This window comes from Bradyrhizobium sp. INPA03-11B (genome assembly GCF_040446015.1).
Taxonomy (GTDB): Bacteria; Pseudomonadota; Alphaproteobacteria; order Rhizobiales; family Xanthobacteraceae; genus Bradyrhizobium; species Bradyrhizobium macuxiense_A.
This window is the reverse complement of the sequence record NZ_JASGSR010000137.1, coordinates 1-20,414: the sequence shown is the minus strand read 5'-3', so window position 1 is coordinate 20,414 and position 20,414 is coordinate 1. Positions and strand designations below refer to the sequence as shown.

Genomic DNA, 20,414 nt, shown 5'->3' with positions numbered 1-20,414 from the left:
TTAATTCGTAGTGCCCGATACATAAGTATCTTGCGAACCGGCGTCCAGCTCCACATTTGTAGCGAACACTACAGATATCTGGAGCGCGTGAATGCCCTCGTCAACCCAAAATCCCCGTTCCGGCCGGTTCCGACGCGTCGTCGGCGGTGTCGTGATCCTTGGCGCCCTGGCCGTCGTCGGTTCGATCGCGACCGGCCATCATTTCCATGCCGCGCAGGCGACCGCGACCGCCGCCGCGCCCGAACCCGCGGTGCCGGTGACGGTCGCCGTGATCCAGCCGCGGCCGACCACCCTGTTCGATGACTTCTCGGGCCGCCTCGAGGCCGTCGACCGCGTCCAGCTGCGGCCGCGGGTGGCCGGCGCGATCCTTTCGACCAACTTCACCGAGGGCGCGCTGGTGAAGTCCGGCGACATCCTGTTCAAGATCGACCCCGCGCCCTACGCGGCCGAGGTCGACCGGGCCCAGGCCCAGCTCGAGGCCGCCAAGGCCCGCGTCGTGTTCACCACGAGCGAAGTCGAGCGCGGCGCGCAGCTGGTCGGCAACAACATCGTGACCAAGCGCGACTTCGACCAGCGCGACAACGCCAATCGCGAGGCGATCGCCAACGTCAAGGCCGCCGAAGCCGCGCTGCAGACCGCAAAGCTCAATCTCGATTACACCGAGGTCCGCGCACCGGTCGACGGCCGGGTCGGCCGGATCGAGGTCACCGTCGGCAATCTCGTCGCCGCGGGTACATCTTCGCCGGTCCTGACCTCGCTGGTCTCGGTCAATCCGATCTATGCGAGCTTCGATGCGGATGAGGAAGTGGTGCTGCGTGCACTGAATTCGATCGCGGATGCCTCCGGCAAGCGCGGCAATCTCGATCAGATCCCGGTCGACATGGTGACGTCGGGCGGCCTCAGCGCCAAGGGGCACATCCAGCTGATCGACAACCAGGTCAACGGGCAGAGCGGCACCATCCGCGTCCGTGCCGTGTTCAAGAACGACGACGGCCGCCTGATTCCCGGACAGTTCGCGCGCGTGCGCATGGGCCAGCCCAAGCAGCAGACGCTGGTGCTGATCGACGAGCGCGCCGTCGGCACCGACCAGGACAAGAAGTTCGTCATGCTGGTCGGCGACGACAGCCGCGCCGTCTATCGCTCCGTCACGCTCGGCGGCGCGGTCGATGGCCTGCGGATCGTCACTGCCGGCCTGAAATCCGGCGACCGCATCGTCGTCAACGGCCTGCAGCGCGTGCGTCCCGGTGCCCTTCTGAAGATGGAAGTCGCCGAGATGGGCGCGCGCGGCATGCAGCAGGCATCCACTGAAACCAACCAGCACGTCGTGCAGCGCTAGGCGCTGCGCGCGGGGGCGGAGCCATGAATCTCTCAAAATTCTTCATCGACCGGCCGATCTTCGCCGGCGTGCTATCGATCCTGATCTTCCTGGCCGGCCTGATCTCGCTGGTGGCGATGCCGATTTCGGAATATCCCGATGTGGTACCGCCGTCGGTCGTGGTGCGTGCGACCTATCCCGGTGCCAATCCGAAGGTGATCGCCGAGACGGTGGCAACGCCGATCGAGGAGCAGATCAACGGCGTCGAAGGCATGCTCTATATGTCGAGCCAGGCGACCACCGACGGCGCGATGACGCTGACGGTGACGTTCCGGCTCGGCACCGACCCCGACAAAGCGACCCAGCTGGTGCAGAACCGTGTGCAGCAGGCCGAGCCGCGCCTGCCGGCGGTGGTGCGTCAGCTCGGTATCATCACCAAGAAGAGCTCGCCCGACCTCACCATGGTCGTGCACCTGCTGTCGCCGAACAATCGCTACGACATGACCTATCTGCGCAACTACGCAGTGCTCAACGTCAAGGACCGGCTGGCGCGGATCGACGGCGTCGGCGACGTCCAGCTCTATGGTGCCGGCGACTACTCGATGCGGGTCTGGGTCGATCCGCAGAAAGCCGCCGAGCATGCGCTGACCGCGAGCGACGTGGTCCGCGCGATCCAGGCGCAGAACGTCGAGGCCGCGGCCGGCGTGGTCGGCTCCTCGCCCAGCGTCAAGGGCATCGACCTGCAGCTTTCCGTCAACGCCGAGGGACGGCTATCGACCGAGGAGCAGTTCGGCGACATCGTGGTTAAGACCGGCGCAGCCGGCGAGGTGGTGCGGCTGCGTGACGTCGCCCGGATCGAGCTCGGCGCCTCCGAATACGGCCTGCGCTCGTTGCTCGACAACAAGCAGGCGGTCGCGATCCCGATCTTCCAGGCGCCCGGATCGAACGCACTCGAGATCTCCGACCATGTCCGCGCGACGATGGCCGAGATCAAGAAGAACATGCCGGAGGGCGTGTCGTACCAGATCGTCTACGATCCGACGCAGTTCGTGCGCTCCTCGATCGAGGCCGTCATTCATACGCTGCTGGAGGCGATCGCGCTCGTCGTGCTGGTGGTGATCCTGTTCCTGCAGACCTGGCGCGCCTCGATCATTCCGCTGATCGCGGTTCCGGTGTCGATCGTCGGCACCTTCGCTGTGATGCATGTGTTCGGCTTCTCGATCAACGCGCTCAGCCTGTTCGGCCTGGTGCTCGCCATCGGCATCGTGGTTGACGACGCCATCGTCGTGGTCGAGAACGTCGAGCGCAACATCGAATCCGGCCTGTCGCCGCGCGATGCCACCAACCAGGCGATGCGCGAAGTGTCGGGCCCGATCATCGCGATTGCGCTGGTCTTGATCGCGGTGTTCGTGCCGCTCGCCTTCATCTCCGGCCTCACCGGACAGTTCTACAAGCAGTTCGCGTTGACGATCGCGATCTCGACCGTGATCTCGGCGATCAACTCGCTGACGCTGTCGCCGGCGCTGTCGGCGCTGCTGCTGAAGGGGCATCACGAGCCGAAGGATTGGCTGACCCGGATCATGGAGAAGTCGCTGGGCTGGTTCTTCCGCGGTTTCAACAAGGTCTTCACCAAGTCGTCCGCGAACTACGGCCGTACCGTCACCAAGGTGATCTACGGCAAGGCCGTGGTGATCGGTCTCTACGTGCTCTTGATCGGCCTCACCGGTGTGCTGTTCAAGCAGGTGCCGAGCGGCTTCGTGCCGGGTCAGGACAAGCAGTACCTGGTCGGCTTTGCCCGCCTGCCCGACGGCGCGACGCTCGACCGCACCGAGGAAGTGATTCGCAAGATGAGCGACATCGCGCTGACCCAGCCTGGCGTCGAGAGCTCGGTGGCGTTCCCCGGCCTGTCGATCTCGGGCTTTACCAACTCCTCCAACGCCGGCATCGTGTTTTCGACCCTGAAGCCGTTCGACGAGCGCAAGGATCCGTCGCTCTCAGGACCGGCGATCGCGGCGGCGCTGAACAAGAAATATGCCGGCATCCAGGATGCCTTCATCGCGATGTTCCCGCCGCCGCCGGTCAACGGCCTCGGCACCATCGGCGGCTTCAAGCTGCAGATCGAGGACCGCGCGGGCCTCGGCTATGAGGCGCTGAACGACGCGACCAAGGCGTTCATGGCGGCGATGCAGAAGGCGCCGGAGATCGCCGGCGTGTTCTCGAGCTTCCAGGTCAACGTGCCGCAGCTGTTCGCCGACATCGACCGCACCAAGGCGTTGCAGCTCGGTGTGCCGGTCACCGAGGTCTTCAACACGCTGCAGATCTATCTCGGCTCCTACTATGTCAACGACTTCAACAAATTCGGCCGCACCTATTCGGTCTATGTGCAGGCGGACGCGCCGTTCCGCGCGCGGGCCGACGACATCAGGCAGTTGAAGGTGCGCTCGTCGTCCGGTGACATGGTGCCGCTGTCGGCCTTGCTGAAGGTCCGCCAGAGCGCGGGGCCGGAGCGTGCGATCCGCTACAACGGCTTCCTGTCGTCGGACATCAATGCCGCTGCCGCGCCGGGCTATTCCTCCGGCCAGGCGCAGGAGGCGGCGACGCGGATCGCAGCCGAAGTGCTGCCGCCCGGCTTTGCCTTCGAATGGACCGACCTGACCTATCAGGAATTCATCGCCGGCAATTCCGGGATCTGGGTGTTTCCGCTCGCGATCCTCCTGGTGTTCCTGGTGCTCGCCGCGCTCTATGAGAGCCTGGCGCTGCCGCTCTCGATCATCATGATCGTGCCGATGGGCCTCCTGGCCGCGATGTTCGGCGTCTGGCTGTCGAAGGGTGACAACAACGTGTTCACCCAGATCGGCCTGATCGTGCTGGTCGGCTTGTCGGCCAAGAACGCCATCCTGATCGTCGAATTCGCGCGCGAGCTCGAATTCGCCGGGCGTTCGCCGATCAGAGCGGCGATCGAGGCGAGCCGGCTGCGGCTGCGGCCGATTCTGATGACGTCGATGGCGTTCATCATGGGCGTGCTGCCGCTGGTGCTGTCGACCGGCGCAGGCTCGGAGATGCGGCGCGCGATGGGCGTCGCGGTGTTCTCCGGCATGATCGGCGTCACGGTGTTCGGCCTGTTCCTGACGCCGGTGTTCTATGTGCTGCTGCGCACGCTCACCGGCATGAAGCCGTTGACGCAGCACGGCGAGGCAACCATCCCTGGAAAAGCACACGCGGCATGATGCCGCGTGTGCAGAGCGTTTTCGAGCGAAGTGGATACCGGTTCGCGTGAAGAAAACGCGTAAAAAAACGAGAAACGAGAGCTTCGGTTTTGATCGAAGCAAAACTGAAGCTCTCGTTCTGTCAGCTTTGAAGGAATCAGGCTGCGATATCGAGCAGCAGAAGTGACGAACCGCGGACCAGTACCTTGCGGCCCGCGGGCGTCAGCTCAAACGCGTCGCCTCGTACTGCGACATAACCGAGCGTGATCAGGCTTTCGACGGCAAACCGGTTCAGCCGTGAAGGGTTTGCTGCGGGAGCCCGCAACGCTTTCAGCGCATCCCACTGATCGGGTCTGAGTTCGAATTCTTCGCTCATTGGTCCAGGCACTCCAGAAGTTCTTGGCGTGCGAGATACAGAGCGCAGATGAATTTCGTGCGACCACAACGAGTCAGGATTTCGATTTATGTGGACGCGCCGTCACATCGCCGTGTCATTGGAATACTTCAATTTTTTCGAATCATTGCGGTGCAATAGCGCGTGATTGCGTCACAGAGATTAACCGCGCGTGGTCACATAGGTTAATCACCAGGATTAACCGGGTTAAAGCAGCCGGTTAACCACGCCGCACGCTTGCACCACCGTCGACCGGCAACGTGACACCGGTCACGAAATTCGCTTCATCGGAGGCGAGAAACAGCGCCGCATTGGCGACATCCCAGCCGGTGCCCATCTTGTGACGCAGCGGCACCTTGCTGTCACGCTCGGCCTCGACCTCGGCGCGGCTCTTCTTGAACTCGCGTGCGCGCGTGTCCACCGCCATCGGCGTGTTCATCAACCCCGGCAGGATCACGTTTGCGCGAATGCCATATTGGGCATTCTGGTAGGCGAGCTGTTCGGTGAAGGCGATCATCGCCGATTTGGTCGCCTTGTAGGCGACGTAAGGATAGGTCGTGATCGCCGCCATCGACGAGATGTTGATGATCGAGCCGCGCTGCTGCTGGCGCATGATCGGGATCACGTGCTTGGCGGCGAGGATGCAGCTCTTCAGGTTGATCGCCACGCAGCGGTCGAACGCCTCCTCGGTGATGTCGAGCAATTCGGCATCGCCACCGGAGAGGCTGACGCCGACATTGTTGTGCAGGATATCGACGCTGCCCCAGCGGCCATGCGCATCCGCCACCATCGCCTTGATGTCGGCATTCTTGGTGACATCGGCCTTGAAGGCGACTGACGTCCCGCCCTTGGCCGCGATCAGGTCGACGGTCTCCTGCGCCGACGCGAGATTGTGATCGACGCACAGCACCTTGGCGCCTTCACGGGCGAAGGTCAGCGCGGTGGCGCGGCCGTTGCCGATGCCCTCGCCGGGGCTCTGGCCGGCGCCGACGACGATGGCGACACGATCTTGCAGGCGCATGTCACTTCACTCCCGGGATCGGGTACTGCTGCAGTACCTCTTTGTAGGTGGGCTCGTTGTCGATCTGCATGGTGGCGAGCACGCGCACCACCGCGCAGTAGAACGCGATCGTCAGCACCAGGTCGGTCATGTGCTCGTCGAAGAGATGCTGCTTGATCTCGGCGAAGGTCGCCTCCGACATTGCGAGCTCGCGCACCATCTCGCGGGCGCCCCTGAGGATCGCCTTCGCCAGCGGCTCGAGCTTCGAGGGTTTGCCGTCGGTCTCCGCGATCAGGCCCTGGATATCTTCGTCGGTGACGCCGAACTCCTTGCCGATCTTCACATGGTGGGTGAACTCGTACTCGGATTTCTCCAGCCAGCCGACTTGCAGGATCGCAAGCTCGCGCAGCCGCGGGTCGAGCTTGCTCTTGAAGCGGATGTAGCCGCCGATGCCGTTGAAGGCGCGCGCCATGTCCGGCGAGTTGACCAAAAGCTTGTGCAGATTGGTGTTGCGCTTGAGCATGTCGCGATACTCAGGTGCGACCTGGTCGGCTTCGAGATAGGGCAGGCGGGCCATTGTTGTTGTCCTTGGTTCGGCGGCTTGCGGAGAGGGCGGCTGTCGCTTCAGCCGTAGAGTGCCTTATGCTCGCTGGCGTAGTTGGCGTAGGAATCCTTCATGCTGGCGCCGTTCAGCAGCATGGTCGCGACCACGGCGTCGTCGGCATCGAACACGGTCGAGCGCACCCACATGCTCTCGGTGCGCTTGCTGCCGGAGAGCGCCACGACCTCGCGCTCGACCCAATAGGTCTCGCCGGGGAATAGCGGCCCGCGCAGCAGCCGGATTTCCTGGTCGGCGAACAGTCCGACGGCGGGGCCGCGGACCGGCAGCCGGTCCTCGCGGGCGCGGTACTGGAACAGCACGCTCAGCATCTCCATCGGGATGACGGCGCGGCCCCACGGATTGTGCTCCTGCGCGTAGTAGCCATCCGAGGGCTCGGTGATCACCTTCAGCTTGTCGGCGAGCGAGAACGGATAGAGGTCGCCCATGTTCTGGTCGAAATCCATCTTGATCGCCTGCCGGGGCGTCTTCATGCCGACCTTGATGTCGGCGAGGATCACGGGATCGATCAGCGGCTTCAATTCGCCGAGCCTGCGGCTCAGCGCCGTCTCGGTGCCGTCACCGTCGATCGAGGCGGTGCCGCGCAGGATCTCGGTGCCGTCGCGCTTGATCATCCCGATCTCGCACACGGTCTGGCCCGGCTTCGGCTTCTCGATCTGGGCCTGTACTTCCTCGCCTTCGAACACCGGGGTGCGGTAATGCGCGGACAGGCAGCCGGTCTCGAACCAGGCGCGGCCCCAGATCCGTTCGCACAGCGGCGCGAACTGGCTGAAATGGGTCGGCCCCTCGATGGTGCCGCCGCGGAAGCCGAGCTTCTGGGCGGTTGCATCGTCGTGGATCGAAGCGTGAGAGTCGTAGGTCTGGGCCTGCAGCATCTGCTTCGGGCTGCGCCAGGGACCCACCAGCAGATTGTCCTTCTCCACGATTTCCGTGGTGAACGCGGATTCGACTTTAATCATCCTTGGTCTCCCTTTGCGCGCCACCGTTTCAAAGATGCCGGGGTTCGGCAAGGCCTCGCAGAGCAACAAGGCCTCGCAGAGCAACAAGCCCTCGCACACGCAACAACGAGATATGTGCTGCGGCCATGGAAACGGGGCTGTTGATGCATAACAAAATCAGTGCATGCTGATGCATGATCATGCGCACGACAATGAGACCGGTTCGGGCCGGCGCGACGGATCTACGGGGAGCGTGAGACTGATGGCGTTGATGGACGTTGGACTGGACGACAAGTACCGGTTGGACACAAAGCGAATCTTCCTCTCCGGTACCCAAGCCCTGGTCCGATTGCCCATGTTGCAGCGCGAACGCGACCGCGCGCACGGGCTGAACACCGCCGGTTTCATCTCCGGATACCGCGGCTCGCCGCTCGGCATGTACGACCACGCGCTGTGGCGGGCGAAATCCTTCCTCAAAGAGCACGACATCGCCTTCGTTCCCGGCCTCAATGAGGATCTGGCGGCGACCGCGGTGTGGGGCAGCCAGCAGGTCGGCATGTTCCCCGGCGCCAAGGTCGATGGCGTGTTCGGCATCTGGTACGGCAAGGGCCCCGGCGTCGACCGCTCGCTCGATGCGCTCAAGCACGCCAATTCCGCCGGCACGTCGCCGAATGGCGGCGTGATCGCGCTGGCCGGTGACGACCATGGCTGCCAGTCCTCGACCCTGGCGCATCAGAGCGAGCAGGTGTTCGCCTCGGCGCTGATGCCGGTGGTCAATCCGGCGACGCTGCAGGACTATCTCGACCTCGGCATCCTCGGTTTTGCGTTGTCGCGCTATTCCGGCTGTTGGGTCGGTTTCAAGGCGATCTCGGAGACGGTGGAGAGCTCAGCCTCGATCGTCAGCGATCCCGATCGCATCAAGATCATCATGCCCGACGATTTCGAGATGCCGCCGGGCGGCCTCTCGATCCGCTGGCCGGACCCGCCACTGGAGGCCGAGCGCAGGCTGCACGGACCCAAGATGGAGGCGGTCGCGGCCTTCGCCCGCGCCAACCGGTTCGACCGCATCGTGCTGGATTCCAAGCCGGCGCGGCTCGGCATCATGGCGACCGGCAAGGCCTATCTCGACCTGCGCCAGGCGCTCGCCGATCTCGGCATCACCGATGCCGAGGCGCAGGCGCTGGGCTTGCGCATCTACAAGGTGGCGCTGACCTGGCCGCTTGAAGCCAATGGCGCGCGCGCCTTCGCCGAGGGCCTGCAGGACGTGCTGGTTGTCGAGGAGAAGCGCGGCTTCATCGAGGACCAGTTGGTCCGCATCCTCTACAACATGGACGCGTCGAAGCGTCCGTCAGTGGTCGGCAAGCGCGACGAGAGCGGCGCGCCGCTGCTGCCGAGCGAGGGCGAGCTGACGCCGACCATGGTCGCTGCCGCCGTGGTGGCGCGGCTGCGCAAGCTCGGCCACCGCAGCCCGCTGCTGGAGCAGCGCCTGGCAAAACTCGAGGCGTTCGATCGCCCGGCCGAGGGGACCGGTGCCGCGAAGCTGTCGCGCACGCCGTATTTCTGCTCGGGCTGCCCGCACAACTCGTCGACCAAGATCCCCGAGGGCAGCCGCGCCATGGCCGGCATCGGCTGTCACGGCATGGCGCTGTCGGTGCCGAACCGCAACACCCAGACCATCTCGCATATGGGCGCGGAGGGCGTGAGCTGGATCGGGCAGGCGCCGTTCACCAGCGAACAGCACGTGTTCCAGAACCTCGGCGACGGCACCTACACCCATTCGGGTCTGCTGGCGCTGCGCGCGGCGGCTGCGGCCGGCGTCAACATCACCTACAAGATCCTCTACAACGACGCGGTCGCGATGACCGGCGGCCAGCCCGCCGAAGGTGGCTTCACGGTGGCGCAGATTGCGCATCAGGTCTGGGCGGAGGGCACCAAGAAGCTCGCGATCGTGTCCGACGATCCCGACAAATATCCCGCCAATTATTTCCCGTCCGGCGCCACCATCCATCATCGCCGTGAGCTCGATGCCGTGCAGCGGACCTTGCGCGAGATCGAGGGCCTTACCGTCCTGATCTACGACCAGACCTGTGCCGCCGAGAAGCGCCGCCGCCGCAAGCGCGGGCTGTTTCCCGATCCGGCCAAGCGCGTCTTCATCAATGAGCGCGTCTGCGAAGGCTGCGGCGATTGCTCGGTGGCGTCGAACTGCGTCTCGGTGCAGCCGCTGGAGACCGAGCTCGGCCGCAAGCGCCGCATCGACCAGTCGAACTGCAACAAGGATTTCTCCTGCATCGAAGGCTTCTGCCCGAGCTTCGTGATGGTGCAGGATCCCAAGCTGCGCAAGGCTGACCGCACCGCCGCCGATCCCAAGGCACTGTTCGCCGACCTCCCGGCGCCGCCCGCGGCCGCGTTGACCGCTCCCTACAACATCCTGATCACCGGCATCGGCGGCACGGGTGTCATCACCATCGGCGCGCTGCTCGGCATGGCCGCGCATGTCGAGGGGCTCGCCTGCTCGACGCTCGACTTCACCGGCCTGTCGCAGAAGAACGGCGCGGTCATGAGCCATGTCCGGCTCGCGCCCGCGTCCGACATGCTGACCACGGTCCGCATCGCGCCCGGCAATGCCAATCTGATCCTCGGCTGCGACCTCGTCGTCGCCACCAGCGTGCCGGCGCTGAGCCGCGCTGAGCGCGGCGTCACCCGCGCCGTCGTCAACGCCGATTTGCTGCCGACCGCGAGCTTCGTGATCGATCCCGATATCGATTTCGAGGCCAGCTCGATGCGCGATGCGCTGAACGGCGCGGTGACGCCTGGCGATCTCGATATTCTCGATGCCACCGGGCTTGCGACCGCGCTGATGGGCGACAGCATCGCGACCAACGCCTTCATGCTCGGCTTCGCGTTCCAGCGCGGCGCGATCCCGCTCTCGCTGGAGGCGATCCTGAAAGCGATCGAGCTCAACGGCGCCGCCATCGAGATGAACAAGACCGCGTTCTCGTGGGGCCGGCTCGCCGCGCACGATCTGCAGCGCGTGGTCAGCGCCGCGCGCTTCAAGAATGCAGGCACAGCGCCGGCAAAGAAGACGCTCGACGAGGTGATCGCGTTCCGCGCCAAATTCCTCACTGACTATCAGGATGCGGCTTACGCCAAGCGCTATCTCGACGACGTCGCGCGCGTCCGCTCAGCCGAGGCCGCGTCGGCTCCGGGCTCGCAGGACCTGACCGAGGCTTTTGCAAAAGGCCTGTTCAAGCTGATGGCCTACAAGGACGAATACGAGGTCGCGCGGCTCTATTCCGACGGCGAGTTTGCGAAGGCCTTGCGGGAGCAGTTCGAGGGCAATTCCGGTCTGAAGGTCCTGCTGGCGCCGCCGCTGCTGGCGCAGCGCGATCCCGTCACCGGGCGTTTGCAGAAGCGCGAGTTCGGGCCGTGGATCTTCAAGGCGTTCGGCCTGCTGGCGGGGCTGAAGGGCCTGCGCGGCACTGCGTTCGACATCTTCGGCTATACCGCCGAGCGCAAGATGGAACGCGCGCTGCCGGTCGACTATTCGGCGATGGTCCTGCGTCATCTCGACGGCAAGAAGCCGCTCGATTTGCCGCGCCTCGTGGCGCTGGCGAAGGCTGCGGACCTCGTGCGCGGCTATGGCCACATCAAGGAAGGCAACGTCGCCCGCTACCGCACCGAATGCGCGCGGCTGGAGCGCGCGATCGGCCAGCCGCTGGCGCAAGCGGCGGAATAGGCCAAAGCATTTTCGAGCGAAGCGGCTACCGGTTCGCGTGAAGAAAACGCGTCAGAGCAGGATCTAGGGCGCCGATCCGATTCCATCGGAACGGGGCGGCCGGGGAACTTTCCACGGCCGCCTTGGTTGACCGGTAACCCTGCCCGCAACCTGCGGCTGGATTCGCGCGGCCGGGTCCCTACATGATGGCTGTTCCGTTCGAGTGATTTCAGGAGGCCCTTTTGACGGTCCTGAAAAGCGTTTTCGTTGCAACCGTTTGTACCGCGTGCCTGGCTTTAGGCGGCGTGGCGTTTGCTGACGACTACCGCCCCAGCGAGTTCTTCAGCCTCGATCTCTCCCGCGCTGTGCTGTCGCCGAAGCCGCTTGGCCCGCCCGCGCAGTTCGAGCCGGTTCCGGTGGAGGCGAAGACCGACCACGGTCCGGATCAGCATGCTGCCGCTGAACCGAAGATCGAGGAGCCGAAGGTCGAGCGGCAGAAGCCCGTGCGGACGACCCGGGTGACGGAGCCTCGTGAGACGGCGCCGCATGAGAGGAAGCGCGCGGTCGCGCACGTTCCGGCCCGCTCCAAGCTCGCGCGCCGGCATTCCAACCCGCTCAATGCGGAAGCCCGCGACACCCGGATCCAGACCTGGCCGTGCCGCACTGGCGGCATCTGCAACTGGCAGCGGTGAGGGGCCTTCGCGCTTCGACTTCGTTCGCGAATCAACTCTCAGACCCGTCATCCTGAGGAGCGCGCCCTTGCGCGCGTCTCGAAGGATGCACGGCCCGTCTGTGCCCGATTCATCCTTCGAGACGCGCGTTCCGCGCTCCTCAGGATGACGGGTCTGGCTTTCGGGACCCGAGTCATCCCGCCGTCGCAAAACCGTCGGCGGGGAGTCAAGAAACTGTAAGTCCGGAGTCAAACGGCGCAGGCAAAACCCTCGTCAGGATTCGACGAAGGTTACCGAATGCCGACTGCGATCTCCGCGAGGCGGCGAGGCCTCACAAGGCGTCAGCTTCTGGTGCGCTCGGCGTCCACGGCCGCGCTGGCGGGACTGGGCGCGCTGGCAAGGCCGTATCTGAGCCGTGCGGCGGATCGGCCTTCGATCGCCGGCATCCAGTCCGGTGACGTCGCAAGTGACTCCGCTGTGATCTGGGCCCGCGCCGATCGCGCCGCGCGCATGCGCATCGAATGCGCTGCGGTCGAGAGCTTCGCCACCATCCTGCGCACCGTAGCCGCCGATGCGCTGCCCGAGCGCGACTTCACCGCCAAACTGCTGCTCGATGGCCTGCCGCCGGGCCAGGACCTGTTCTACCGTGTGCGCTTCGAGGACTGCGACGGCATCTCAGGCGAAAGCCGGGTCGGGCATTTCCGCACCGCGCCGGTCGATCGCCGCTCGGTTTCGTTCGTCTGGTCCGGCGATGTGGCCGGGCAGGGCTGGGGCATCGACCCCGCGCGCGGCGGCTTGCGCAGCTACCGCACCATGCTGAACGAGCGCCCGGACTTCTTCATCCATTCCGGCGATCACATCTATGCCGATTGCACGGTGCCGCCGCAGCAGGCGCTGCCGAATGGCGAGGTCTGGCGCAACATCGTCACCGCGGAGAAATCGGTCGTCGCGCACAGCCTCGATGAGTTCCGCGGCAACTACAAATACAATTGGCTCGACGAGAATTTTCGCGCCTTCCACGCCGAAGTGCCTGTCTTTGCGCAGTGGGACGACCATGAGGTGGCCGACGACTGGTCGCCGATCGGCACCGCTGATTCGACCGGCTACGACTCGGACGGCACGTCGCGCCTGGTGGCGCGGGCGCGCCGCGCCTTCCATGAATTCATGCCGATGCGGCTGATGCCGGAGCGCGACGGCCGGGTCTATCGCAAGGTCGCGTACGGGCCGCTGCTCGACGTCTTCGTCATCGACATGCGCTCCTACCGCGATTCCAGCTGGAACAAGCAGGGCGATCCGGACCAGGCCTTCATCCTCGGCGACAGCCAACTCGCCTGGCTGAAGCGCGAGCTGGTGGCGTCGGATGCTGTCTGGAAGGTGATCGCCGCGGATCTGCCGATCGGTCTCGTCAGCCTCGATGCGGTCGCGCTCGGCGACGGCCCGCCCGAGCGGCGCGAGCACGAGATCGCCGATCTCTTGTCCTTCATGAAGCGCGCCGGCGTCCGCAACACGGCGTGGCTCACCGCCGACATGCACTACACCGCCGCGCATCACTACGATCCGAACCGCGCGGTGTTCCAGGACTTCGAGCCGTTCTGGGAGTTCGTCTCCGGCCCGCTGCATGCCGGCACCTGGTCGCCCGGCGAGCTCGATAACACTTTCGGCCCGAAGGCGATGTACCAGAAGGGCTGCTCGGCCGAACAGGGCGACAATCTCGCGCCCTGCTTCGGCCTGCAATTCTTCGGTCGCGTCGATATCGACGGCAGGACCGGCGTCATGACGGTGACGCTGAAGGACGTCGACAACCACGACCTGTGGTCGGTCGACATCGAGCCGCGGCCTGACGCGCGGCCCGGCCAGATCATGGCGCAGCACATCTAGATCCGTCCCTGATCCCGTCGCGACATCTTGATTGCCGGGCGCCTTGCTCGACGGGCCGGTTTGCGGGCACACTGTCGCTTGGCAGTTCTGCCAATTTCATTCCTTTCAGCTGATTTGCTGGCGTGACGTCGTCGATTTCATCGGCGTCCCACGCGTCAGGAGCTATCCATGGAAAATCTGCAAACACAGGGCATCAGCCTGCCGCAGCTCGGTCTCGGCACCTTCCGCATGCAGGGCGATGCCTGCCGCGCGGCGGTCGAGAGCGCGCTCGGGCTCGGTTACCGGCACATCGACACCGCCGAGATGTACGGCAACGAAGAGGCGATCGGAGAGGCGATCGCGGCGGCGAAGGTCGCGCGCAAGGACCTGCATGTGACCACCAAGGTCTGGCACGAGAACCTTGCGCCGGATGCGATCCAAAGGGCGTTCGACACCAGCCTGAACAAGCTGCGGCTCGATCACGTCGATCTCTATCTGGTGCACTGGCCGTCGCGGAGCATGAAGCTGCCTGCCGTGTTCGAGACGTTGATGCGGCTGAAGGAGGAGGGCCGTGTCCGCGCGATCGGCGTCGCCAATTTCACCACCGCGCTGCTCAAGACCGTGGTCGAGGATATCAAGGCGCCGATCGCCTGCAACCAGATCGAATATCACGCCATGCTGGATCAGACGCCGGTGCGGAAATATCTCGCCGCGAAATCGATCCCGCTGGTGGCCTATTGTCCGCTGGCGCAGGGACGTTTCGCGACCGACGAGACATTGGCCAAGATCGGCCGCAAGCATGATGCGACCGCAGCCCAGGTGGCGCTGAAATGGCTGCTCGATCAGGACGGCGTCGCGGCGATCCCGAAAGCCTCGCGCGCCGAAAGCCAGCAGGCCAATCTCGACGCGCTGAAGGTGAAGCTCGACGACGACGACCGCAAGGCAATCGCCGCGCTGCGCAAGGACATTCGCTGCGTCAATCCGGGCTTTGCCCCGGCGTGGGATTGAGCCGTCGACCATCCGATACGAATGTTGAAAAAGAAAATGGCTCCGCGAGGAGCCATTTTCCGTTGTGTCGGCCTTTATGTTGTATCGGTCTTTAGTAGCGGTGCCGCTCGATGATCATCGTTCGGTCATGGTGGTGATGGCGCCAACCGTTGTGCCAACCGCGATCATGGTGCCACCAACCGCGCTCACGACGCATCTCGGCGTGCGCGTTCCAGCTGCGATTCCAGTGATGATTGTCGCCGCGGTCGATCACGACGGTCTCGGCGCTCGCGATCGACGGAACGGCCACTGCAAGCGCGCCAATCGCCGCGAGAACAAAGCTAATCTTTTTCATCTTATCCTCCTCAAATGATGCGAGGGGGAAACCGTGCGGGCATCGAAACGTTCCTCAGGAACAGGCGGAGTTTTCTGAACGGTTGTTCAGCAATGCAGGCGTGACTCCGCTCGCGGTGCGTTGGCTGCACAACCGATGAATCAGCGCCGCCGCCTGCTTTCGACGGTCTTGCCTAACCACTGCGCCCGACGCATCATCGCGCCATAAAAATCAATGTTCGGGGGGACGTTGCCGTGAGCCAATTTTCACGCCGGGATTTTTTGAAAGCTACGGGATCGGCCGCCGCTAGCGCCATCGCAGGGCCGGCCGCTGCCGCGATGGGGCCGGACGACAAGTTCGACCTCGTGATCAAGAGCGGCGACGTGATCGATCCCAGCCAGTCGCTGCGCGGCAAGCGCGACATCGGCATCCGCTGGGGCTTTATCGAATCGATCGAAGACGAGATTCCGGCTGCGCGCGCCGGCAAGACCATCGACGCGTCGGGCAAGCTGGTGATGCCGGGCCTCGTCGATCTGCACTGCCATGTCTACCCCTATGGATCGGCGATCGGCATTCCCGCCGACGAGCTGGTGCAATTCCAGGGCACCACGACCGTGGTCTCGGCCGGCGATGCCGGCGTCAACAATCTCGCGGCGCTGCGGCGCTTCATCGTGGCGCAGTCGCGGGCGCGGATCTACGCCTTCGTCCATATCGCCAATAACGGCCTGTCGGCTTTTCCGGTGGCCGAGCTCTACAACATCGACAACGCCCAGGTCGAAGCCTGCGCGATGGCGCTCGCCGAGAACCCGGACTTCCTGATCGGGGTCAAGGTGCGGATGTCGGAGAACGTCATCTTCAAGCATGGCATCGAGCCGCTGAAGCGCGGCATCCAGGCCTGCGAGATGTGCGGCTGGCCGGCGCGGATGATGGTGCATATCGGCGGCGTCGAGACCAAGGAGTTGATGTCCGACATCCTCAATCTGCTGCGGCCGGGCGATATCCTGACCCACGCCTATTCCGGCGCGCCGAACATGTCCGGCGCCTTCACCAACATCGTGCAGGACGGCAAGCTGTTGCCGGCGGCGCTCGCGGCCAAGCAGCGCGGCGTGCTGTTCGATGTCGGCCATGGCGGCGGCAGTTTCGATTTCACGGTTGCCGAGATCGCGATCCCTGCGGGCTGCACGCCCGATACGATCTCCTCCGACATCCACGTCTTCTCGGGCAACTCGCCCGGCATCCCGTTCCTGCCGAACGTGATGAGCAAGTTCCTGGCGATGGGCTCCTCGCTGGATCAGGTCGTCGCGATGGCGACCTCGGTGCCGGCGCGGATCATCAACCGCGCCCCCAAGATCGGCACGCTGCAGCGCGGCGCGCCCGCCGACGTCGCGATCATGGACCTCGTCGAGGGCCCGGTCACCTTCGTCGACACCCGCAACAACAAGCGCGACGGCAATCTGCAGCTGAAACCGGTGCAGACCGTGGTCAACGGCGTGCCGTTCGGCCGGCCCTATCAGGCGCCGTTTTCGGTGCGGTGAGGAGCAAATGGACAGATGGATTGCTTCGCTTCGCTCGCAATGACGAGCTAGCTAGCCGTCATTGCGAGGAGCGTAGCGACGAAGCAATCCATCTTGCCGCGCGGGGAGCGCTAGCCGCGCTTCTCCACATTGCTGCTGCGCGCGGGCACGCCGAACTCCTTGCGACACACCTCGGCCAGCACGGCGACGCCTTCGCGGATCTGGTCGTGCGAGGGGCTGGCGAAGCAGAGACGCAGCCGGCTGCCGGAATGGGCCTTGCTGGTCGACCATTCAGGTCCCGGATTGATCGAGACGCCGGCGGCCAGCGCCGCCTGGTAGAGCTTCAGCGTGTCGACATTGTCGGGCAGCTTGACCCAGAGGAAGATGCCACCCTTCGGCGCCTCGAATTCCGCCGAGGTGCCGAACTGCTCGTTCAGCGCTTCCATCAGCGTGTCGAGCTTGGCGCGCAGGCCCTTGGCGAGCCGCGGCACATGGGTCGAAAAATGCGGCGCGCAATATTCCGCCAGCACCATCTGCTCCAGCGCGCCCGAGCCGGCGTCGGTCTTCAGCGGCAGCATCCGTGACATGATCGCCCACGGCGCGACGATGAAGCCGACCCGCAGGGCCGGCGCGATCGACTTCGAGAACGAGCCGATATGGATCACGCCGCCATGCGTGCTCATTGCATAAATCGCGGGCGGCCGTTCGCCGTTCCAGATCAGGTCGGCGTAGCAATCATCCTCGAAGATCGGCACGCCGTATTCTTTTGACAGCTTCAGCATCTCGGCGCGGCGGCTCTCGGGAAGGATCGAGCCGGTCGGGTTCTGCACTGTCGGGATGGTGTAGATGTATTTCGGCGTGATGCCGCGCCGCTTGTGATCGGCGAGCGCTGCGGCCAGCGCATCGATCCTGATACCCTCGCCGTCGAGGGGAATGCCGACCGCGTTGACGCCGAGCCGCGTCAGCCGGTTCAGCGAGCCCTGATAGGTCTCCTGCTCGATCAGCACGGTGTCGCCCTTGGCAAGCAGCGTCTGATTGACCAGGTCGAGCGCCTGCAGCGAGCCGGAGACGATCATGATCTCGTCCGGCGTGCAGGCGATCCCGGCATCGCGCTTCAGCTTCTCGGTCAGAAACTGGCGCAACGGCAGATAGCCCTGCGGTCCGTGCGCGAGATTGTAGGTCGCCAGATTCCTGCCCTCGCGCCTCAGCACGGCATTGACCGCTTCCAGCAGCCCGTCGACCGGGACCTGGTCGGGATCGTTGTTGCCGCCGACGAAGCTGTATTTGGCAAGCCCGGTCCAGCGCGCGGCCGGCGCGGGCAGGCCGGCCGGAAGCAATGGTGCAAAGTCGAACTGGGCTGAAGTGGACATGGACGTTTCGCTCCGTGTTGTTGTCGTTGAGAAGGCCTGCGGGAAGCGGCTTTCCGTGAAGTCAGTTCAATTCAGTTCTTGCCGGTCAGCCGGATCGGGCGACCCTGGCTGATGAAGGCATAGTGCCCGGCGCCGACGCTGCCGACCATCAAGGCCTCGACCGCCGGTTCCGCGATTTCGCCGTCGGCCGCCCAATCGACCACGAAATTCGCGCCGGTGCCGCCGCGGGTATCGGTCGTGGCGATCGCGACCTCGACGGTCGCAAACGGTTTTAGCGCGATCGGCGATTTGAGGTAGCTCTCCACCATCTTGCCTGATGTGTCGAAATAGGCGATCCGCTTCAGCACCAGGGGCCTGGTTTCGGAAGCGTTGTGCACGCTGAGCGTCACCGAGAAATCGGCCCTGAGCTTGCCCTGGCTCATCGACACGCTGGAATACACCGGCACGTAGAATGCACCGGAGGCGGTGAGACCTTCCGATGGCACCGCGGTCAGCGAGTTCGCGAAATTTTGTTCAATACTTGCCGAGGACTGTGCTAGCGCCTCGGTCACTCTCCCGGTGAGCAGGCAGAGTAAAGCTGCCAGAAAAATGCCGCCTGCGCGGATGTGACACATTGCTCGGTTGATCCTCACGCCCGGCCCTCTAGGTTGCGGCAACAGGAAGTCTTTGACGCATGCATGAACTGATTCCCGATATCACGCTCTGTATCCTGCTTGCCTGGGGGATTGGGCTGCTCGCCCATTTCTCCCGGCAACCGCTGATACTGGCCTACCTTATCGCCGGCTTTTTCATTGGTCCATTCGGCATGGGCTGGGTCAAGTCCCAGGAGTCGATCAGCGTCATCTCCGAGCTCGGCCTGATCTTCATGCTGTTCATGATCGGGCTGGAAATCGACCTCAAGAAGATCATCCGCGCCGGCAAGGTCATCCTGTTCGCCGGCGCCGGCGAGCTGATCGGCGGCTGCCTGATCGGCGTCGCGTTCTTTGCCGGAATCGGGCTTGCGGTCGGCGGCGGCAAGTTCGATGCAATCTATCTCTGCGTCGCCTGCGCGCTGTCCTCGACCGTCATCATCGTCAAGGTGCTGTACGAGAAGCGCGAGCTGGATACGCTGCCGGGCCGCATCACGCTCGGCGTGCTGGTGCTGCAGGACATCTTCGCGATCCTGTTCCTGGCGGTGCAGCCGAGTCTCGACAACCTGCAGATCAGCGTCGTGCTGCTGTCGATCGCCCGCGTCGCGGTGCTGGTCGCGACCGCGCTGGTGCTGAGCCGCTACGTGCTGCCGCGGCTGTTCCACCAGATCGCGCGGCGGCCCGAGCTCGTGCTGCTCGGCGCGCTCGCCTGGTGCTTCCTGATCGGCGAGATCGCCGAGCGGCTGCATCTGTCGCGCGAGATGGGCTCGCTGGTCGCCGGCGTCTCGATCTCGACCTTTCCCTACGCGCTCGACGTCACCGCCAAGGTCACGACGCTGCGGGATTTCTTCATCACGCTGTTCTTCGTCGCGCTCGGCATGACGATCCCGATCCCGGGGCTCTCGGTGATCGGGCTTGCGCTCGTGATCGCGGCCTTCACAGTGGTGAGCCGCCTGGTTACCACATTCACGCCGCTCTATCTGATGAAGCAGGGCCTGCGCGCCAGCCTACTGCCGGCGATCAATCTGGCGCAGATTTCCGAGTTCTCGCTGGTGGTGATCCAGACCGGCGTTGCCGCCAACCATATCGGGACGGAGACCGCGAGCGCGGCCTCGTTCGCCTTCGTGGTGCTCGCGGTGCTCTCGACCTTCGCGATGGGCCGCAGCGACCAGATCGTGCGCGGCCTGATCGGACCGCTGAAGCGGATCGGGCTGCGCGATCTCGACCACGTCGGCGAGGGCCGCGGTGAGGCCGGCCAGGAAGGTGGACACGGCGAGATCCGGCGCATTGTCATTCTCGGCTTTTTCCGCGCCGCGAGCGCGCTGGTCAGCCAGATCGAGCGGCAGAACCAGTCGCTGCTCGAGCAGATCAGCGTCATCGACTTCAACCCGCTGGTGTTCCGCACGCTGTCCGACCGCGGCATGCACGTGATCTATGGCGACATCAGCAATGTCGATACGCTGGTGCACGCCGGCATCGGCAAGGCCGAAATCATCATCCTGAGCGTGCCGGACTTCCTCCTGGTCGGCGCCGACAATGAGAAGCTGGTGCGCCACGTCCGCGCCCTGAATCCGACCGCGCGGATCGTCGCCACCGCGGATCTGTTGACCGGCGTCGACGACCTCTACGCGGCCGGCGCCGACTATGTGACGGTGACCCGGCTCAGCGACGCCGGCGAGCTCTATTCGGTGATCGAGGCTGCCGACGCCGGCCTGCTCGACGACAAGCGGGCCGAGCTGGATGCCCAGCTCAGCGACCGGCGCGAGGTGCTGCCGTAGAGGCTCGCTACGTAGATGGGGTAACGGGCCGGCCGCCCGCTCGCTACGGCGCGATATAGAAGCGCGCTCGCGAGCGGCCTGTTGGTT

The 20,414-nt window shown here is 64.7% G+C and carries 15 protein-coding genes; 8 read left to right on the top strand and 7 right to left on the bottom strand.

What is annotated here, in order from left to right:
- Positions 1-91 precede the first annotated feature (91 nt).
- Positions 92-1,336, top strand: a complete 1,245-nt coding sequence (locus tag QMZ05_RS35090) for an efflux RND transporter periplasmic adaptor subunit (RefSeq protein ID WP_353704909.1) — start codon at positions 92-94, stop codon at positions 1,334-1,336.
- A gap of 23 nt (positions 1,337-1,359) precedes the next feature.
- The gene (locus tag QMZ05_RS35085; RefSeq protein WP_353704908.1) at positions 1,360-4,542 is read left to right on the top strand and encodes a multidrug efflux RND transporter permease subunit; all 3,183 of its coding nucleotides are present in this window, start codon (positions 1,360-1,362) and stop codon (positions 4,540-4,542) included.
- A 136-nt stretch (positions 4,543-4,678) separates the two neighbouring features.
- Here the strand turns inward: QMZ05_RS35085 and QMZ05_RS35080 are convergent, their stop codons facing one another.
- The 4 genes from QMZ05_RS35080 to QMZ05_RS35065 all read right to left on the bottom strand — a co-directional run bounded on the left by QMZ05_RS35080 (position 4,679) and on the right by QMZ05_RS35065 (position 7,493).
- On the bottom strand, positions 4,679-4,897 hold the full coding sequence (locus QMZ05_RS35080) for a hypothetical protein (RefSeq protein WP_050423097.1): 219 nt from the start codon (positions 4,895-4,897) through the stop codon (positions 4,679-4,681).
- A gap of 238 nt (positions 4,898-5,135) precedes the next feature.
- Entirely contained in the window at positions 5,136-5,936 is an 801-nt protein-coding gene (locus QMZ05_RS35075) for an SDR family NAD(P)-dependent oxidoreductase (protein WP_353704907.1), read from the bottom strand.
- Between the two features lies 1 nt (position 5,937).
- Positions 5,938-6,492, bottom strand: coding sequence for a carboxymuconolactone decarboxylase family protein (locus QMZ05_RS35070; RefSeq protein ID WP_353704906.1), 555 nt, complete (start codon positions 6,490-6,492; stop codon positions 5,938-5,940).
- A 47-nt stretch (positions 6,493-6,539) separates the two neighbouring features.
- Positions 6,540-7,493 carry a hypothetical protein gene (locus tag QMZ05_RS35065; RefSeq protein ID WP_353704905.1) on the bottom strand — a complete coding sequence of 318 codons (954 nt, stop codon included), beginning with the start codon at positions 7,491-7,493 and terminating at the stop codon, positions 6,540-6,542.
- Between the two features lie 241 nt (positions 7,494-7,734).
- On the opposite strand from QMZ05_RS35065, the gene QMZ05_RS35060 reads away from it, so the two are divergent.
- From QMZ05_RS35060 to QMZ05_RS35045, 4 genes are all read left to right on the top strand, one after another.
- Positions 7,735-11,208, top strand: a complete 3,474-nt coding sequence (locus QMZ05_RS35060; RefSeq protein ID WP_353704904.1) for an indolepyruvate ferredoxin oxidoreductase family protein — start codon at positions 7,735-7,737, stop codon at positions 11,206-11,208.
- Positions 11,209-11,492: 284 nt separating this feature from the next.
- A complete protein-coding gene (locus QMZ05_RS35055; RefSeq protein ID WP_353704910.1) occupies positions 11,493-11,879 on the top strand; it encodes a hypothetical protein in 387 nt (128 codons plus the stop codon).
- Positions 11,880-12,155: 276 nt separating this feature from the next.
- A complete protein-coding gene (locus QMZ05_RS35050) occupies positions 12,156-13,736 on the top strand; it encodes an alkaline phosphatase D family protein (protein WP_353704903.1) in 1,581 nt (526 codons plus the stop codon).
- Positions 13,737-13,904: 168 nt separating this feature from the next.
- Positions 13,905-14,723: an aldo/keto reductase gene (locus QMZ05_RS35045; protein WP_353704902.1), complete on the top strand. Its 819-nt coding sequence runs from the start codon at positions 13,905-13,907 to the stop codon at positions 14,721-14,723.
- A 91-nt stretch (positions 14,724-14,814) separates the two neighbouring features.
- Here the strand turns inward: QMZ05_RS35045 and QMZ05_RS35040 are convergent, their stop codons facing one another.
- Positions 14,815-15,057 carry a hypothetical protein gene (locus QMZ05_RS35040; RefSeq protein WP_353704901.1) on the bottom strand — a complete coding sequence of 81 codons (243 nt, stop codon included), beginning with the start codon at positions 15,055-15,057 and terminating at the stop codon, positions 14,815-14,817.
- Positions 15,058-15,290: 233 nt separating this feature from the next.
- Here QMZ05_RS35040 and QMZ05_RS35035 point away from each other — a divergent pair, with 233 nt between their 5' ends.
- Entirely contained in the window at positions 15,291-16,571 is a 1,281-nt protein-coding gene (locus QMZ05_RS35035; RefSeq protein ID WP_353704900.1) for an amidohydrolase/deacetylase family metallohydrolase, read from the top strand.
- 110 nt (positions 16,572-16,681) lie between these two features.
- On the opposite strand, the gene QMZ05_RS35030 is transcribed toward QMZ05_RS35035, so the two are convergent.
- Entirely contained in the window at positions 16,682-17,920 is a 1,239-nt protein-coding gene (locus tag QMZ05_RS35030) for a PLP-dependent aminotransferase family protein (protein ID WP_353704899.1), read from the bottom strand.
- 71 nt (positions 17,921-17,991) lie between these two features.
- Positions 17,992-18,534, bottom strand: coding sequence for a DUF3124 domain-containing protein (locus QMZ05_RS35025; RefSeq protein ID WP_353704898.1), 543 nt, complete (start codon positions 18,532-18,534; stop codon positions 17,992-17,994).
- 59 nt (positions 18,535-18,593) lie between these two features.
- On the opposite strand from QMZ05_RS35025, the gene QMZ05_RS35020 reads away from it, so the two are divergent.
- Entirely contained in the window at positions 18,594-20,327 is a 1,734-nt protein-coding gene (locus tag QMZ05_RS35020; RefSeq protein ID WP_353704897.1) for a cation:proton antiporter, read from the top strand.
- Positions 20,328-20,414 lie beyond the last annotated feature (87 nt).

Excerpts from the sequence above, each read along its gene's own strand:
- QMZ05_RS35090 (WP_353704909.1), top strand. The coding sequence starts at position 92 with ATGCCCTCGTCAACCCAAAATCCCCGTTCCGGCCGGTTCCGACGCGTC.
- QMZ05_RS35085 (WP_353704908.1), top strand. The coding sequence starts at position 1,360 with ATGAATCTCTCAAAATTCTTCATCGACCGGCCGATCTTCGCCGGCGTG.
- QMZ05_RS35080 (WP_050423097.1), bottom strand. The coding sequence starts at position 4,897 with ATGAGCGAAGAATTCGAACTCAGACCCGATCAGTGGGATGCGCTGAAA.
- QMZ05_RS35075 (WP_353704907.1), bottom strand. The coding sequence starts at position 5,936 with ATGCGCCTGCAAGATCGTGTCGCCATCGTCGTCGGCGCCGGCCAGAGC.
- QMZ05_RS35070 (WP_353704906.1), bottom strand. The coding sequence starts at position 6,492 with ATGGCCCGCCTGCCCTATCTCGAAGCCGACCAGGTCGCACCTGAGTAT.
- QMZ05_RS35065 (WP_353704905.1), bottom strand. The coding sequence starts at position 7,493 with ATGATTAAAGTCGAATCCGCGTTCACCACGGAAATCGTGGAGAAGGAC.
- QMZ05_RS35060 (WP_353704904.1), top strand. The coding sequence starts at position 7,735 with ATGGCGTTGATGGACGTTGGACTGGACGACAAGTACCGGTTGGACACA.
- QMZ05_RS35050 (WP_353704903.1), top strand. The coding sequence starts at position 12,156 with ATGCCGACTGCGATCTCCGCGAGGCGGCGAGGCCTCACAAGGCGTCAG.
- QMZ05_RS35045 (WP_353704902.1), top strand. The coding sequence starts at position 13,905 with ATGGAAAATCTGCAAACACAGGGCATCAGCCTGCCGCAGCTCGGTCTC.
- QMZ05_RS35040 (WP_353704901.1), bottom strand. The coding sequence starts at position 15,057 with ATGAAAAAGATTAGCTTTGTTCTCGCGGCGATTGGCGCGCTTGCAGTG.
- QMZ05_RS35030 (WP_353704899.1), bottom strand. The coding sequence starts at position 17,920 with ATGTCCACTTCAGCCCAGTTCGACTTTGCACCATTGCTTCCGGCCGGC.
- QMZ05_RS35025 (WP_353704898.1), bottom strand. The coding sequence starts at position 18,534 with ATGTGTCACATCCGCGCAGGCGGCATTTTTCTGGCAGCTTTACTCTGC.
- QMZ05_RS35020 (WP_353704897.1), top strand. The coding sequence starts at position 18,594 with ATGCATGAACTGATTCCCGATATCACGCTCTGTATCCTGCTTGCCTGG.